Below are 14,998 nucleotides of genomic sequence, written 5' to 3' on the forward strand. Positions count from 1 at the left end.
GTGAAGGAAACCGCCTGCCTCACTGCCGTGGACCGCGCCGGTGTCGACGCCGAACTGGCCCCCGACACCGGAACCCTCAACGGTGCCGGAGACCGTGCGGTCATCGCCGCCGCCCGGGCGGCCGCGTACCGACGTGACCCGGCCTCCGTCACCCGCCGCGCCGCCCGCGCCGTGACCGAACGGCACGTCAGCCTGCGCCCGGCCCCGGACACCATGACCTATTTGACAGCGCTGCTGCCCGTGGCCCAGGGCGTGGCCGTGCACGCCGCCCTGTCCCGCCACGCAGACACCCTCCGCTCCGGCGGGGAGACCCGTTCCCGCGGACAAGTCATGGCCGACACCCTGGTCGAACGCACCACCGGGACCCGGGCGGGGATCACCGGCATCGACCTCCAACTCGTCATGACCGACCGCACCCTCCTGCAAGGCCACAGCGAACCGGCAAGGATCCCCGGCTACGGCATCGTCCCCGCCACCTGGGCCAGAACCCTCCTCACCACCAACCCCGGACCCACCGAACACCACCCCGAAACCGGACACAACGGCGAAACCGGACACGACGACGGAACCGGAGACGGGCAAGAATCCGGTGACGCTTCCGGCCAGACTGGGCAGAAACCCGGTCCCGGACGGAGAAGCCGATCCGGAACCGGCAAAGACGGTCAGGCCCGCCAGACCAGACGCAGCCGGCAACGCGACCAGGGGGCCGTGCACTCCGCGGTCGTCGGTGCGCGGCGCCGCGGGCTAAAGGATTCTCCATCAGACGAGGCGGCTTTCAACGTGTGGTTGCGGCGGCTGTTCACTGCGCCCGGCAGCGGGGAACTCGCCGCCGCCGATTCGAAGGCCAGGCTCTTCCCGCCCGGGCTGAGGCGCCTCATCCAGGTCCGGGACAACACCTGCCGCACCCCCTACTGCGACGCGCCCATCAGGCACCTGGACCACATCCTCGCCTGGCACCTGGGCGGAACCACCAGCCAAAACAACGGCGCAGGACTGTGCGAAGCCTGCAACCACACCAAAGAACTCCCCGGCTGGTCAACCCGCACCCGAAAACCACGGCCCGGCCGCAGGCATGCCTTCGAACTCGTTACCCCCACCGGGCACAGCTACGAATCAACAGCCCCGCCCCTGCCCGGCACGCCCCACACCCCGGACCCGGACCCGGACGTCCAAATCTCACCCTTCGAAGCCGCCGCCCTCTACAACTGGGACGACTGGAACCACCGACCACAACTCCGCAAACCCGCCTAAGACAACAGGGCAGCGGGTAAACAACCAGCACGCCCAAACACGGCCGACACTAGATCCCCTGTGCTATTTCAAACTGGCTCGCGACAAACACTGCCGAGCTACAAAGCACCATCCAAAAGGACCGGATGCTAAGCGCTTTTCAGCGCAGGTGGAAACCCAACTACCGTAAGTGGACTTAGGCCGCCATTGCGAGGTCGGCCGCGGAAAGTACGGAGACGTTGACCTCACATTGCTGCGGGTCGATGAGGGTCGGAAGATGATGGGACTGAGAGCAGAGCTGAAGCGCGTCCAAGGCGGCGGGGTCCACATCCGCGCTGGTGACGTCCACTTCCAGGGCGAGACCATCCATGAGGGCATTTGCCCGCCTCATGACGACATAGAGGGCGTCGAGGCTCCGGGAGGTTAGGTGCCCATGGGCGGTGATGCGGACCTGGGCACAATCGATGTCCATGTTTACGAGAAGCCGGATTTTTTCAGTCATGAGTCCTCTTCCGATCAGGAACCGCGACGCTGCGGCCCGGGGACAACACTAAGTGGAAGATGTGACGGAGGCAACAGTCATTACGGGCGGTGTTCTTTTCGGGTGTTAGGTGCTTCAATCGCAGCATTTTGCCCGCTCACGGGCGCTTTTGAGGATAACTGAGCGTGGACCATCGCTTCTTCGTTAACCATGGCTCTTCCGGGAAAGCTGACATACAGTTTTAGCCATTACCTCCCGGCTGCCCGTCGGATTCCCGCACGACGTAGGCGCTTAGCCGCGGACTTTTGCAACATGGGGTCAATGCCGATTCCTGGATGACGAAAACGTGAAGGAGAAACATGCCACTTGCACGGACTGGACATCGAAGTACCGCTCATCATTCTTCTGTTACGGCCAACAAGCCCCGGATTCCTGCCTGCGGCCAGTGCGGTCCCGGGTTTTCCTTGATCTTCCATGAATACATTCCGGAGGTTTACGCCGTCGACGGCAGTGGACTGAAGCCGCCTTCGGTGAGCTATAGCTGCGCAAAATGCGGCCTGACTGACAACCACCAAGTCCCTTCCGGCTGGGCGCCGCCAGAGTGGCAGTGGTACTCGTGATCTAGCGAGGCGGCCGTTTTCAAGAAAGCCATGCAGGACATGCCCCAGGCACTGGCCGAGACGCCGCGGATCATTAGCCGCCAACTCGACGGCGATAGCTGGGACCAAATGGGTGAATTGACCATCTAACAGGCGTCATGAAACGAAAGTGTCCCGCCAGCATTGGGGGTAACTGGCGGGACAGCTACACAATACCAAGCTATCGAATATCCACAAGGAGCGCCGCGCGAGGCGTTTGTGGACAGATGACACCCCTTAAACGCGTCTTTAAAGGGTGTCATCTGTACACAAACTCCGGGGACCGGGGGCGGGACCAGACGGACGGGGCGGCGGAGAGGCCGAAGCGTACGGAAAATTAGTCTCCGGCCACGGCTTGGCGGTAGGTGCTTGGCGTAAACCCGAGGTATTTCCGGAAGTCGTTCGTCAGGTGCGCGTGATCGGCGTAGCCTAGCTCGGCGGCGAGGACGGACAAATCGACGCCGGGATCAAGTCGCGCCCGTTCGGCGGCGTCTTGGAGCCTTCGACGGCGGATCAGCGCGGCGGGGCTGAGGCCGATGAACTTCTTGGCCACCCGCTGCAAAGTGCGCGTCGAAACCGCCAACGCAGAGGCAGCGTCCTCAACCCGGACGAGGGAGACATCCGACGCGACCACGTCCATGAGCCGGTTCGCCAACAGTGCTTCCTCAGACATCGCCGGCCCCGCAACGGAAGCCAGCCACCCGACGAAGGCCTCCACTGCCCGCTCGCGGTGAGTGCCGCCGTCGTACGCGTTCATTGCGTCCGATACGGAAAGGCGCAGCTCTTCCGCAGGGAAATCCACTTCGGTGTCCCGGAGGCTCCCGGGTTCATCGGTGAACAGGGGCACGGCAGCCGGACGCAACAGTGCGCCGACCGCCCAACCCTTACCGTGCAGGTCTCGATGGGCGGCACGAGTGGTCGGACCCGAGAAGGCGACGCCGTCGGGCTGGACCACCAAGTTACAGCTCGGGTATGCGATGAGGTGTTGCCGGGACGTGCGACCGGGCTCGATGTCCCACTCGGGAATCCAGAACCACTGGACTAGTTCCGCAACGGACGCCGGCGCAGGGAACCGGTGGAAAGCAGGCAGCCGGGCGGGGTACAGGATCCCTTTGAACGAACTCTCCATGGTTCTCTTCATTCCTGTCGCGAATCTCCAAGCACGCTGAAACCCCGTCGCGTAGCGTCGTGAACATGACAGATACTACAAGCACCGAAGCAACGACGGCCGCCCACGGAAAGCACACAACGCACGGAATCCCGAACGGCCTGACGAGCCTCACACCGTTCCTCGCCGTACCGAATGCCAAGGACGCGATCGCTTTTTACAAGGACGTGTTCGGCGCGCGCGTTGTCGGCAGCACGGAGATGGGCGGAGTGGTGGTCCACGCTGAACTCGACTTCGGGAACGGCCACCTCCAGCTCGGCGAACCAAACCCCGAATACCACCTGGTTCCTGCACCACAGGGCGACGACGACTGTTACTCCCTCGGCCTGTACTGCCAGGACGCGGACGGCCTGGTTCGACGCGCGGAGCAGGCCGGGGCCACGATCCGCGAACCGCTGTCCACCTTCGTCTCGGGCGACCGCTACGGCAGCATTCGGGATCCATTCGGTGTCCGGTGGTCGATCATGACCCGCGTGGAGGATCTATCCGAAGAGGAAAGCAACCGCCGTGTCGAAGAATGGGCGGCGAAGCAGGGCTGATCAGGTGGTGGCGCAACGTTGAGGCGCCACTGTCCTGTCCGTGGGGTGGAAAGAATCGATGAAAGAGGTGTCGTCACTACCCGTAGGGTCTAGGGCGATCGCGACGACGTACCCCGCCTCCCGGGCGACGATCACAGCGCGGGCGGTCAGCTTTTCGCCGGTCGCCTTGTTGGTGAAGGAGATCAACACCCTGCGGGTGGTGGCGAAGCTATTGCTTGTTACCTCGGTACCGTCCACGGATGGGCTTCCGGTTGCCTGGGCGGCGAAGCGGCTAAGGATAGTCTGCTGTATCGTCTCCGCTGTTGCCGCCTTGCTTGTTGCTGATGGTCTGCAGGAGAACCGTGCCGCGGTCACCTCTTGCGCGGTATAGCCCTTCCCGGCAACGGACCAGGTCCTCTCGGTGACGGTGGCCCCGTACACGGTTCTCGGGGTTTTGGTGGTCAACTTCGGTACGGCGCTGAAGGACGCCGTGAAACCGTCCGTGGCGCTGGCGACGGCGCGGTCGTCACCAGGGCCCGACGGCGACGGTAGCGTGCGATTCGAGAAGTCCGTTTCGTGGTTCAAGACTTCCGCGAACGCCACGGCGGGGATGGCGCCCATGAGGACAGCCCAGGCGACGGAGAACGCGATGGTGGGGGCCAGGTATCGAGTCCGGACCACCTTTGACAAGACGACTGCCCGGCCGATCATGTACACCACTCCGCCAAGGAAGACCCACGCCCAGTGGAATGGGCGAACGACTCCAGCTTTCTTTAACTGGCGCCAGTCGAAGAACCCGAAAAGAATCGTCACTACCGTCAAGGTCAGGCTTACTCCCGCGGGCAGAAGCATTTGGTGTGCAAGTGACTGCAGCGCCTTCGTATCCGCCGAGGCGCTTGCGTCCAGGAGGGCCGAACCGAGGCTGGACTGCCATAGGAAGAGGAGGATCTTCGCTCCAACCGAGGCCACCAGCAACCACGAGAAAAGGTTCGGCACCCGAACTCCCGGCGGCAACGGGGGCCGCCACGACGGCGGGGGACCACCGGGTGTAAAAGGACCACCCGGCGTCAACGGTGTGGGCGGGGAGGGGGTGGGAGTCGCTTGTTGCCACGGTCCGGGGACGGGCTGGAAAGGCGGGTTAGGTTCAGACGGGGATGGTAGCGACATGGAGCCTTCCAGGACCGTGGAATCGAATCGAGCTGCGTAAGTTGATTGCAGGCTCAGCATAAAGGCTCGCGAATGAAAAAATTCCCCCAGGCGATTGGCTGGGGGAATTTTCACGTGGCGGTGACGTGGGATTTGAAAACTTTTCGGCCCCAATCAGGGCATGAAAAATCCCTGGAATTCAAGGATTTTGGCTACCTCAAATAGCCCGTTTTTACATCGGATGTGCCCAAAATGTGCCCACGTAGGTGGCCGGGGTGAAATGCGTCCGCGTCGGGATCATGGTCACCGACCTGCGCCCCACCGGCAACCAGAGACCCCCGGAGATTTTCGATAACGCCCACGAGGAACGAGGCATGCTGTTCGTTGAGGGCTGGGTGCAGCTGGATATCAGGGGATTCCGGCCGGCGACGACAGGGCTATCCGTGCGGGGAGGTTCCAGTTGAGGGCATGGGCTGCGAGCAGTGCGGCTCCCACGGCGGTGACTTCCGGTTCTGGTATGACTTGGACGTCAGTGCCAATGATGGTTTTCTTGATGTCGATCCAGCCTTGTGACCGTGCCCAGCCGCCGGCAACATAAATTGGGGCGCCGGTGGGCATCCTGGATGCTACGGACAGGATCGCGGCTCCGCCTGCCCTGGCTAGTGCGCCTGCTACGGCTGAGGCCCGGGACAACGGGGCGGCAGGAGCGTCGGCAGCGTACCGTGGCCGGGCTCCTCCTTGTCCGCCTGGAATGAAGGTATCTGAATGAAGGTAACCGTCAGGTCGTTGCCTTCCGGAGACAATTGCCTCAAATGCGGCGGCGACGGCCGGGTCCTGTGAAATCCATTGGACGTTGCGCGCGAACTCCGTGACAGCCAGGAGGGTGCTTCCTTGGTTGAGTATGCCCGGGGCGACATCGCAACCGGGGAAGTGGGGCACGTTTATCGTCGGGGATTGTGCGACGACAACTTCGGCGGTGCCCATGGAGTCAAGGATCGCGCCGGGGTGGAGTTGGTCGACGCCCCACCCGCCGATGGGATGGTCGTGGCCGCCCGCGACGACCATGGCATTGTTTGCCAGGACACCTGCGTCGCTTAGACGACGCGAATGCAGCGGGCCGACCGCTTCCCCGGTCCGGACAACTTCCGGGAGCAGTTCGGATGAACCGAGCGTCATTTCGACGCGGTCAATCAACCAGGTTCGGGTCTGCACGTCCCAGGCTGCGGTTCGCGCGGCAAGCGTGTCGCTGATGAAGGACTTGCGGGCCCAGTAGCATGCGGCGAAGTCGGTGATGGCCGACCAAGCGGAGGCGTTGCGGCTCTGGTCCGGCTGGCTCGACCAGAGCCAGCCGATGAGGGTGTGGGAGGGGTTGGTGGTGACGCCGATTCCTTCCGAGGCGCGAAGACGTGGTTCCAAGGCCTCGAAGAGCCGGGTCCTACGTGGGTCGAACCAAGCCAGGGCGGGGCCAAGGGGTTTGCGGTTGCCGTCGACCAGGACACCGTCTTCTCCCACCCCGGCAGATGCCACCCCGGTAACGATGTACTCGGAGCCGCATGCCTTGATGATCATGTCCTCAATGGCGTCCAGAATCGCCTGGGCATCGATGGAAAGGTCGGCAGGGTTGCGGGCCGTTGTCTGTTTGGCACGTGCGACGACGCGGCCGGTGCGGTCAAGGGCGACGATTTTGAGGTTCGTGCTGCCGATGTCGATCCCACAGACAACCTGTGTACGTTCGCTCGTTCCGCCCATATTTCGCCGTCCTTTGATCTACGCGGTGCAAGAGGATGCCAGTTCTAGTCGTTGAAGGACGCGGTCCGGGTGAGGGAAGCAATCTCCGCGAGAGTCTTCTCGGCGATGGCGCGTTCACGCTGCCAGATGTTCCGGCCCACGATCACACCTCGGGCGCCGGCGCGGATGGTTTCCGCAACTGCTTCGATGGTATCCGCGGGCTCGCCGGCAAGGGGCCCGCCAGCGATCACCAGCGGTACGCCCAGTTCATTGACGAGCCGCTTGGTGCGCTCCTCACCCGGGAAAGCAATCTTGATGATGTGCGCCCCGAGGTCATAGGCGATGCGCGCCACCTGTTCTTCCTCATTGATGACCTCCTCCGAACGCGGGGCGCCGATGAGAACCGGTTCCAGAACCAAAGGTATGTCCCAGCGGTCGCAGGCGGATACGACCTGTCCCACGCGGGTGCACATGGCGGTCCTTTCGGCGTTGGAGATGTTCCAAGGGAACAGCATCTTTACCGCATCCACGCCCATCCGGACGGCGTCTTCAACCGTGGTGATTAGTCCATGGGAACCATTGCCGTCCATTTCCCGGTAGTCGTAGTAGGTATCAATGGCGAGTACCCGGCTTAGTTGCGGGTTACGTGCGAAGAAGACCTCGGTCTGCTTGACCTGTCCAGGGGTCATCATGAAGCCGGTGACGCCTTGCGCGGCCCAGGCCGCGAACGGTGTGGCGGGGGTCTCCAGTCCCTCGATACGTCTGAAGATCAGGCCGTGGTCGACGGGCATGATGATCGCGGCGCGGTCGCTAGGGAGCGTGCGCCGCATGCGGTATTCCATGGACATTGAAGCCCCGCTTTCTGGAGACGAGCCGCATTGCTGTCGAACAGCCTGCCGGTGCCTGATATCGTCCAGGACTAGCCCCGAAGCCGCTTCGCTCATTGCAGGATGTACATACAGTATGGACAATGCTTCCACTCTATTAGCGCCTGTGGAGGTCAGTCAAGCCCGATTCTTGCTGGCCGAGGGCCGGCGACACGCAGAATCGGTTTTCCCAATGCTGACTGTACTGTACGGTCCGTCTATAATGATGTAGACAATGCCACTACGCGCAGACCTCAACGAAGGAGGGCATCGTGTCCATAGCAGCTGCTGAGGCGATCGACCGCCAATCTCCAACACCGTATTACCGACAGTTGTTCGACGTCCTGGAGCGGAGGATCGCTTCCAAGGACATCGAGTCCGGAGAGCGGCTGCCGAGCGAGAATGAACTCTGCACAGAATTCGGCTTGTCCAGGGCGACGGTGCGACAAGCCTTGAAGCTGCTGGAATCCAGGGGACTCGCCCACCGCATTCCCGGGCGCGGGGTCTTCGCCAGCGAGCCATCAGCCGATCGTGGCTGGATGATCCAGGGCGAGCAAGGATTTCTGGAGAACGCGCTAAGTCACCAGAACAGGCCCGTCACTACACAGGTCCTCCGTTCCGGACCAGTGGAACTGCCTGAGAGTGCCTGCCGTTCCTTGGAACTCCCGGAGGGAACCAGGGGCTTTGAGCTGGTCCGGGTGCGGTCGGTCGATGGGATCCCCGCGGTGTACAGCATCAACTACAGCCCGCCGGCGGTGGCGCCGGTCATCGCCGGGGCAACGGGGGTCCTCGCAGGGCAGGCTTCCCTGACCGCCCTGCTGACCGAGGCCGGTTACGGCCTTGGTGGAGCCAGTAGGACTATTCGGGCGGTCAACCCGACGCCGGAGATCGCCAAGGCGCTGAATGTCACCGACGGTTCACCGCTTCTTCGGATCCACTCCACGTCCTGGACGAGGGCGGGGGAGCGCTTCGACGTTTACGAGACATGGGTGCGCAGTGAGATCGTCCCCCTTGAGGTGAATGTGAGCAGCCTGGACCTCGGTTCGGGCCGTTAGGCCCGAAGGAAGAGCCTCCGTTTCAGTTTGAAACGGAGGCTCTTCTTTGATGTTCTGCGTGCGGCTACACCCCTACAAGCTCGGACGCGCGAGTATCGTTTTTGTCGGCCTCAGTCTCGGGGATCTGAAGCCAGCGCACTGCCACTCCCGCGGCGACATACAGTGCGGCGAAGATGATCGTGACCCCTCCCGGTCCGATGAGGCCGATGAAGACGGCGACGATCAGCGGGCCGACGAAGGTTGCCGCTCCTGCGCCCAGGTTCAGCAGTGCAACGGAGTTGCCCTTCTGACCAGGGGCCATCAAGGACATCAGCACCGAGATCGGCGTGAAGCCGGCGAGGGTTACCCCGTAGAACGCGGCACAAACGACGGCGACCCAGTACTGTGAGCCAGTGATTTGCGGGACGAAGTAGAAGCACAATGAGCTGGCGGCGGAGCCGATGCAACCGAACCAGCGCAGCGTGCGGTGCCAGCCGAGTTTGTCGCTGAGGACGCCGAAGAACAGGTTGGCGAAGATGTTCGCGAATCCCATGGTGAAGATCAGCTGCAGCCAACCGGCGGTGCCGAAGCCGAGTTGCGTGCCGAAGACCGTCGGAAGGAAGACCAGGAATCCGAACTGCGGCGCGGTGTTGACGACGCGGATGAGGCAGCCGAGGCCGACGCGGGGAATTTTCACAGCGATGGAGACACTGCTGATGATGCTTTGGCGGGCTGTGACGCCGGGTGCGGCCAAGCGGCCGCCTCCCTTTGCCTTACGGATCCCGATGAGGCAGATGACGCCGCCGGCGATGACCGTGATCAGCGAGACCCACAGGGTCATGTATTCGCCGATGACGGGTTCGGTGCCGCTGGCCAACAGGGATCCGAGAGTGGGAAGGCCTCCGGTGAAGGCGAAGTAGAACCAGCCCACTGCCGAACCGAGGCGGTTTGCGGGGCTTCCTGCGAGGATCCAGACGAGGAAGCCGTAGGCGAACAGCGGGTAGCCGAAGCCCCGGATGCCATAGCAAAGCAGTATCAGTGTGTAATTCTGTGAGGGGACTGCGATGGCCAGGAAGAGCACCTCGAAGACGGCCCAGATGGCGAGGCCAAACAGCATGACCCGTCGAGGGCCCAGCACGTCGGACAGTGCTCCGGCGAGCCAGGAGCCCAGTGTGACGACGAGGCCGTAGGCGGTGATGATGACGGCTGCGTTGGTTTCTGTGCCGGCCCCGTGGGAGGCGAGGAACGGGGCGATGTAGCCGGACTCGACGCCGTCTCCCACCATGAAGAGCAGCAGGCCGACAAAACCCCAGGCCAGTGGCCGCGGCAGACCAAGCCTGTCCAGGAGTGCCGGGCGGGTGGAACTGTTTGCAGCAAGTTGTGCAGACATCTATGGGTAACTTTCTAGACAGAGGGGCCAGCGCTTAGCGCTGCGGCAGGATGTGGACTTTGCGGGCGGATTCGGAGTGTGCCGCTTCGAGTGCGGCTGCATAGTCCTCAAGGCCGAAGGTGTGGGTCACCATGCGGGATGCGAGGTCCGGGAGTTCTTTGATGGCCTCGACCGCTGCCGGGTATGACGTTGCGAGCGACTGTGAGCCGACGAAAGACAGTTCCCGGTCGAAGAGGTCGTAGGGGAACAGGTCGATGCTGGCGTTTGGGCTGACGACGCCCATCTGCAGCAGTGTGCCCCGCTCGGCGAGTTTGGCAATGGCGTCTGAGACGGCCGACGGGTGGCCGCTGGCTTCAATGACCAGGTCGATGTCCCGTTCGGCGGTTCGCCTTCCGGGAGCGTATGCGTTGTCCGCGCCGAATTCGAGGGCTGCTTCCCTCCGTACGGGGCTAGGTTCGATGATGTCGATGCTGGCGGCGCCCCGAGCCTTGACCAAGGCCGCGGCGAGGAGACCGATGGATCCCGCCCCATAAATCAGGACGCGCTTGCCGGTGACCGGGGCGATCCGGCCTAGGGCATGCAGCACGCAGGCCAGCGGTTCAATGAGGGCTGCGGTGGTCCAGTCGATGCCGTCGGGCAGGGCGAAAACCACGGAAGCCGGGACTTTGACCAGTTCCGCGACGGCGCCGTTGCTGGTGACTCCGATGGGGACGAGGTTCCGGCAGAGGTTCGTCGCCCCTGCCTGGCACTGGTCGCAGGTCCCGCATGCCACATTCGGGTCAACGCAGACACGGTCACCGACTTTGAAGCCGTTGACGTCGGATCCGACCTGGACGATGGTGCCGGCGAACTCGTGCCCGGGGACGACTGGGAAGGTGCCGGTGGGGTAGTCGCCCGAGGCGAGATGAATATCCGTGCCACAGATGCCTACCGCCTCAGGGGCAATGACGATCTCGCCGGCGCCGGCGACCGGGTCCTCGATCTGTGCAACCTCAATCGATCCTTTTCCGTCCAGAACTACTGCGCGCATCTGCGCTCCTCTCCGCTTCGTTACGGCAGAGGGCGATCCTCGACCGTGAGAGTTGATCCGGCTCCCTGACGTGCGGGGCGGTGTCTACTGGATCACAAGAATACGTCAAATCGGACTGAAATGTCTAGACGAAGCGTACTGTACGTACAGAAAAAGATGACGCGCTCATTTGGGGGCGCGCAATGGCAAAAGCTCCAAGACCCAGCCGTCGGCGGGGCCTTGGAGCTTTTGCTTGTGAGGCGGGTGCGGCCCGTTTCGCAACGGACGCGGGGGACTCGTTTCTTCTATTTGACGGCGCCGAACAGCAGTCCGCGGACCAGGGACTTCTGGGCGATCCACCCGGCGATGATGACCGGGATGCTTAGAAGGGTGGCGGCCGCAGCGACGTGTGCCGTGTAGAGCTCGCCGAAGCTGAGGAACTTTTGGAGGAAGAGCGGGAGCGTTGAAGTGGAGTTGGTGAGGTTCAGGGCGTAGAAGTATTCGTTCCATGAAAAGACGCCGCAAAGCAGTGCGGTGGAGGCCAGTCCGGGGCGCACGAGCGGCAGGATGATCGAGCGAAGCCCACGCCAGCGAGAGGCGCCGTCAACGGCGGCCGCTTCCATGATTTCTGCAGGGATTTCCTGCATGAAGGAGCGGATCATCCAGATGGCCAAGGGTAGGTTCATCCCGATATGCATGACGATCAGGATGCCCAGGGTATTCAGAACGCCCAGCGCGGTTGCAATAACGTAAATCGGGATAATTCCTGCTGCGATGGGCATCATCTTGGTGGAAATGAAGAAGAAAAGGACATCCTGTGACTTGGCGACAGGCCTGATGGAAAGGGCATAGGCGGCGGGGACCGCCAGGGCGATCACCACAGCCGTTGAAACCAGCACGACGATGATGGAGTTGATGGCGTATGGCCAGAACCCGGCTTCGAACACCCCTTTGTAGTTCTCCATTGTGGGGGTGAAGATCAGCTTGGGTGCGGCCGCTGCCGCGTCAGGTTCTGTTTGGAAGCTTTTCAGGACCATGTAGGCGATGGGGAGGAACAGCAGGAGGCTCCCCAGCCACCCTCCCAATCCCATCAGGACGCTCTTGAGGTGCTTCGAAGGGCGCCGGCGAATGGCAATCTGCCTCCGGGCCGGGGACATGGTTGCCGGTCGGCTGGTTGTGGTGGTCATCGACGACCTTCTTTCTGGAAGATGCCCGAGAGCAGCCGCAGCGCCGGCAAGACGAGCGCGATGGTAATCACGAGTGCCACAACACCGAAAGCGGAGGCCGTGCCGAGATCGAAGGAGTTGAAGCCCTTGAGATAGATGTAATAGGTGATGTTGGTGGTCCCGAAGGCGGGGCCGCCCGCGGTCAGGAGGGCAATCTCGCCGAATGTCTGGACCAGGTTCATGGCCAGGAGCAGTGCGGTCAGTTCGATGTAGGGCCTCAAATGCGGGACCAGAATGGAGCCGAACTGCCGCAGTGGCCCCGCGCCGTCGACGCGTGCTGCTTCCAACTGTTCCTGCGGGGCGGACTGGAGCCCCGCGATCAGGATCAGTAGCGCGAACGGCGTGAAACGCCATGTCAGCAGGATGATCAGTGCCGCCAGGGGGTATTCGCTGAGCCAATTCACGGCCGGCAGGCCCAGGAGACGCGAGAACCAGCCGAAGAGGCCGAAGCCGGGATCGAACATCGCGGAACGCCAGAACAGGGTCACGGCGACCGGCATGACGAAGAACGGCGTGATGGCCAGGGTGCGGGCGATGCCGCGGCCGGGGAATTTGTGGTTCAGCAGCAGCGCCAGTCCAAGTCCGACCACGATGCAGGCCACCGTGGAGACTCCCGTCATGAGTCCGGTGTTGCCGATCGAGCGCCAGAACACTTCATCGCCGAAGGTGTCGAGGAAGTTGGCGCCCCCGTTGAATACGGCAGGTTTGGCGCTGAGCAGGTTCCAGTTCTGAACGCTGTAGATGAGCGTCAAAAGGAAAGGGAACTGGGTGAGGAGGATCGTGAAGATCAGGGCCGGCAGAAGCGGGCCGCGCAGTTTCCAGCGTTCCAGCCGGCTCAACCCGGGGGCAAGCAGTGCGGGACGGGGGGCTGTGATTGTCTTAGCCAATTGAGTTGGTCCGATCAATTGTTTGTGCCGTCCGTGGAAGGTCCGGCCGGATCGTCCACGGACGGCACAATGGTTCTACTTGAGGTAGCCTGCGGTCTTTACCGCTTTGGCGGCAAAGTCCTGGCTCTTTTGGAGGGCCTCATCCACGGACTGCGTGCCGCTGATTGCGCCGGCAACCTGCTGGGACACGAAGTCGCCGATATCAACGAACTCCGGAATCTGTACATACTGGACACCGGTGTAGGGGACTTTCTGGGCGGTCGGCTGGGTGGGGTTCGCGGCCTGGATCGACTTCAGCGTCAGGTCGGCGTACTGTGAGGCGGCCTTCTGGTATTCGGGCAGGTCGTAGGTCGACTTGCGTGATCCGGGCGGAATCGAATCCCAGCCTGCTTTCTGGCCGGCGAGCTTGATGTAGTCCGGGCTCGTCACCCAGGAAATGAACTTCCAAGCAGCGTCGGGGTGCTTGCTGCTTGCCGTGATGCCCAGGCCCCAGGACCAGAGCCATCCGGACTTGATGTTGGCAGGACCCGTGGGTGCCATCGCGAAGCCGATGTTGTCTTTCACCGCAGGCGTTGCCTGGCCGAGGACGGAGCCGGCGAAGACCGTGTCGTCATACCACATCGCCGTGGTGCCTTGGCTCATCTTCTGCAGGCAGCCTTCCCAGCCGTCTTTGGCGGCGTCGGGCTGGCCGTGCTGACGCAGGAGGTCCACGTAGAACTGGACAGCCTTCTTGGTCTCAGGCGAGGTCAGCTGGGGCTGCCAGTTCTCGTCGAACCAGCGTCCCCCGAAGGTGTTGATCACTGTGGTGAGGGAGGCAAGGTTCTGTCCCCAGCCCGGAAGCCCGCGCAGGCAGATTCCGGAGACGCCGGCGGACTTGTCATCCATCTTTGCCGCCGCGGCAGCGATCTCGTCCCAGGTAGGGGTCTGGGAGATGGTGACGCCTGCCTTCTGGGCAAGGTCCTTGCGGTAGAACAGGAACGACGACGACCCGTAGAACGGTGCGCCATAGAGCTTGCCGTTAGCCGAGACAATGTCCGAAATGGGCTTCAGGAGATCGTCCTGCTTCCAAGAGGGGTCATTCTTGGCGTAATTGTCCAACGGGAGGATCCAGTTGTTCTTCGCCCAGATGGGAACCTCGTAGCTGCCCATCATGGCTACGTCGAACTGGCCGGCCTTAGTGGCGACGTCCTTGGTCACCGTCGGGCGGAGGTCGTTCTCGGGCAGGGTAGTGAACTTGACCTTGATGCCCGGGTTCTTCTGTTCGAAATCGCTGATCAGCGATTCCGCGGTCTTCATCTGAGGATTGGCGGCGAGGGCCACGTTGATGGTGACATCACCCTGTGCATCGCCGGACCCCGTAGTGGAGCAAGCAGTGAAGGAGCCCGCAAGAAGCGCCCCGGCTGCGGTGACGGCCAGCATTTTGCCTGCCGACCTCCGGCTCACTGGTGGGATGTGCATGTCTGAACCTTCCTAGATAAGCAACTTTGGTTATCAAGCTGTACGTACAGGACGTATTGGCTGGACTGTCTATAGCATATGACTGAGGGGTGAAGTGGTCAATAAGCGCCGGATTTTGGTCACATTGCCCCAATCGCTGGGCGCTTCCAGGCTGATGTTCTATAAGCATCTTGTACGTACAGGCTCGACAATATGTACATGACGGATTATTGTGATTGA

The 14,998-nt window shown here is 62.5% G+C and carries 14 protein-coding genes and 1 pseudogene; 5 read left to right on the forward strand and 10 right to left on the reverse strand.

What is annotated here, in order from left to right; genetic code table 11:
• The coding region (locus tag E1809_RS21360; RefSeq protein ID WP_133206261.1) for an HNH endonuclease at positions 1-1,251 on the forward strand (1,251 nt) is incomplete at its 5' end.
• A gap of 175 nt (positions 1,252-1,426) precedes the next feature.
• Here E1809_RS21360 and E1809_RS21365 read toward each other — a convergent pair.
• Positions 1,427-1,732 carry a hypothetical protein gene (locus E1809_RS21365; protein ID WP_133206262.1) on the reverse strand — a complete coding sequence of 102 codons (306 nt, stop codon included), beginning with the start codon at positions 1,730-1,732 and terminating at the stop codon, positions 1,427-1,429.
• Between the two features lie 617 nt (positions 1,733-2,349).
• Here E1809_RS21365 and E1809_RS21370 point away from each other — a divergent pair.
• A pseudogene (locus E1809_RS21370) lies at positions 2,350-2,460 on the forward strand (antibiotic biosynthesis monooxygenase); the annotation flags it as partial.
• A gap of 226 nt (positions 2,461-2,686) precedes the next feature.
• Here E1809_RS21370 and E1809_RS21375 read toward each other — a convergent pair.
• Positions 2,687-3,478: a helix-turn-helix domain-containing protein gene (locus E1809_RS21375; RefSeq protein WP_133206263.1), complete on the reverse strand. Its 792-nt coding sequence runs from the start codon at positions 3,476-3,478 to the stop codon at positions 2,687-2,689.
• Positions 3,479-3,543: 65 nt separating this feature from the next.
• On the opposite strand from E1809_RS21375, the gene E1809_RS21380 reads away from it, so the two are divergent.
• Entirely contained in the window at positions 3,544-4,056 is a 513-nt protein-coding gene (locus E1809_RS21380; RefSeq protein WP_133206264.1) for a VOC family protein, read from the forward strand.
• Here E1809_RS21380 and E1809_RS21385 read toward each other — a convergent pair whose 3' ends face one another.
• Positions 4,057-5,031 (reverse strand): hypothetical protein, encoded by a 975-nt coding sequence (locus E1809_RS21385; protein WP_133206265.1) that lies wholly within the window; start codon positions 5,029-5,031, stop codon positions 4,057-4,059.
• A gap of 243 nt (positions 5,032-5,274) precedes the next feature.
• Here E1809_RS21385 and E1809_RS27800 point away from each other — a divergent pair, with 243 nt between their 5' ends.
• Positions 5,275-5,406, forward strand: coding sequence for a hypothetical protein (locus E1809_RS27800; RefSeq protein ID WP_268908730.1), 132 nt, complete (start codon positions 5,275-5,277; stop codon positions 5,404-5,406).
• A gap of 183 nt (positions 5,407-5,589) precedes the next feature.
• Here E1809_RS27800 and E1809_RS21395 read toward each other — a convergent pair whose 3' ends face one another.
• Both E1809_RS21395 and E1809_RS21400 read right to left on the reverse strand, forming a co-directional pair.
• The gene (locus E1809_RS21395; protein WP_133206267.1) at positions 5,590-6,930 is read right to left on the reverse strand and encodes an FGGY family carbohydrate kinase; all 1,341 of its coding nucleotides are present in this window, start codon (positions 6,928-6,930) and stop codon (positions 5,590-5,592) included.
• A 44-nt stretch (positions 6,931-6,974) separates the two neighbouring features.
• On the reverse strand, positions 6,975-7,739 hold the full coding sequence (locus E1809_RS21400; protein WP_205754291.1) for a class I fructose-bisphosphate aldolase: 765 nt from the start codon (positions 7,737-7,739) through the stop codon (positions 6,975-6,977).
• Positions 7,740-8,047: 308 nt separating this feature from the next.
• Here E1809_RS21400 and E1809_RS21405 point away from each other — a divergent pair, with 308 nt between their 5' ends.
• On the forward strand, positions 8,048-8,830 hold the full coding sequence (locus E1809_RS21405) for a GntR family transcriptional regulator (protein ID WP_133206269.1): 783 nt from the start codon (positions 8,048-8,050) through the stop codon (positions 8,828-8,830).
• A gap of 64 nt (positions 8,831-8,894) precedes the next feature.
• On the opposite strand, the gene E1809_RS21410 is transcribed toward E1809_RS21405, so the two are convergent.
• The 5 genes from E1809_RS21410 to E1809_RS21430 form a co-directional block, all read right to left on the reverse strand.
• On the reverse strand, positions 8,895-10,199 hold the full coding sequence (locus E1809_RS21410) for an MFS transporter (RefSeq protein ID WP_133206270.1): 1,305 nt from the start codon (positions 10,197-10,199) through the stop codon (positions 8,895-8,897).
• A gap of 34 nt (positions 10,200-10,233) precedes the next feature.
• Positions 10,234-11,229, reverse strand: a complete 996-nt coding sequence (locus E1809_RS21415) for an alcohol dehydrogenase catalytic domain-containing protein (RefSeq protein ID WP_133206271.1) — start codon at positions 11,227-11,229, stop codon at positions 10,234-10,236.
• Between the two features lie 284 nt (positions 11,230-11,513).
• Entirely contained in the window at positions 11,514-12,395 is an 882-nt protein-coding gene (locus E1809_RS21420) for a carbohydrate ABC transporter permease (protein WP_133206272.1), read from the reverse strand.
• Positions 12,392-13,321: a carbohydrate ABC transporter permease gene (locus tag E1809_RS21425; protein ID WP_133206273.1), complete on the reverse strand. Its 930-nt coding sequence runs from the start codon at positions 13,319-13,321 to the stop codon at positions 12,392-12,394. Before E1809_RS21425 ends, E1809_RS21420 begins: the two co-directional genes overlap by 4 nt.
• Before the next feature lie 75 nt (positions 13,322-13,396).
• The gene (locus E1809_RS21430; protein ID WP_133206274.1) at positions 13,397-14,779 is read right to left on the reverse strand and encodes an ABC transporter substrate-binding protein; all 1,383 of its coding nucleotides are present in this window, start codon (positions 14,777-14,779) and stop codon (positions 13,397-13,399) included.
• Positions 14,780-14,998: the final 219 nt, after the last annotated feature.

The organism is Arthrobacter terricola, from assembly GCF_004354015.1.
Taxonomy (GTDB): Bacteria; Actinomycetota; Actinomycetes; order Actinomycetales; family Micrococcaceae; genus Arthrobacter; species Arthrobacter terricola.

Coding starts and splice junctions, on each gene's coding strand:
- E1809_RS21400 (WP_205754291.1), bottom strand. CDS start 7,739: ATGCGGCGCACGCTCCCTAGCGACCGCGCCGCGATCATCATGCCCGTC.
- E1809_RS21430 (WP_133206274.1), bottom strand. CDS start 14,779: ATGCACATCCCACCAGTGAGCCGGAGGTCGGCAGGCAAAATGCTGGCC.
- E1809_RS21375 (WP_133206263.1), bottom strand. CDS start 3,478: ATGGAGAGTTCGTTCAAAGGGATCCTGTACCCCGCCCGGCTGCCTGCT.
- E1809_RS21410 (WP_133206270.1), bottom strand. CDS start 10,199: ATGTCTGCACAACTTGCTGCAAACAGTTCCACCCGCCCGGCACTCCTG.
- E1809_RS21420 (WP_133206272.1), bottom strand. CDS start 12,395: ATGACCACCACAACCAGCCGACCGGCAACCATGTCCCCGGCCCGGAGG.
- E1809_RS21365 (WP_133206262.1), bottom strand. CDS start 1,732: ATGACTGAAAAAATCCGGCTTCTCGTAAACATGGACATCGATTGTGCC.
- E1809_RS21380 (WP_133206264.1), top strand. CDS start 3,544: ATGACAGATACTACAAGCACCGAAGCAACGACGGCCGCCCACGGAAAG.
- E1809_RS27800 (WP_268908730.1), top strand. CDS start 5,275: ATGAAAAAATTCCCCCAGGCGATTGGCTGGGGGAATTTTCACGTGGCG.
- E1809_RS21395 (WP_133206267.1), bottom strand. CDS start 6,930: ATGGGCGGAACGAGCGAACGTACACAGGTTGTCTGTGGGATCGACATC.
- E1809_RS21415 (WP_133206271.1), bottom strand. CDS start 11,229: ATGCGCGCAGTAGTTCTGGACGGAAAAGGATCGATTGAGGTTGCACAG.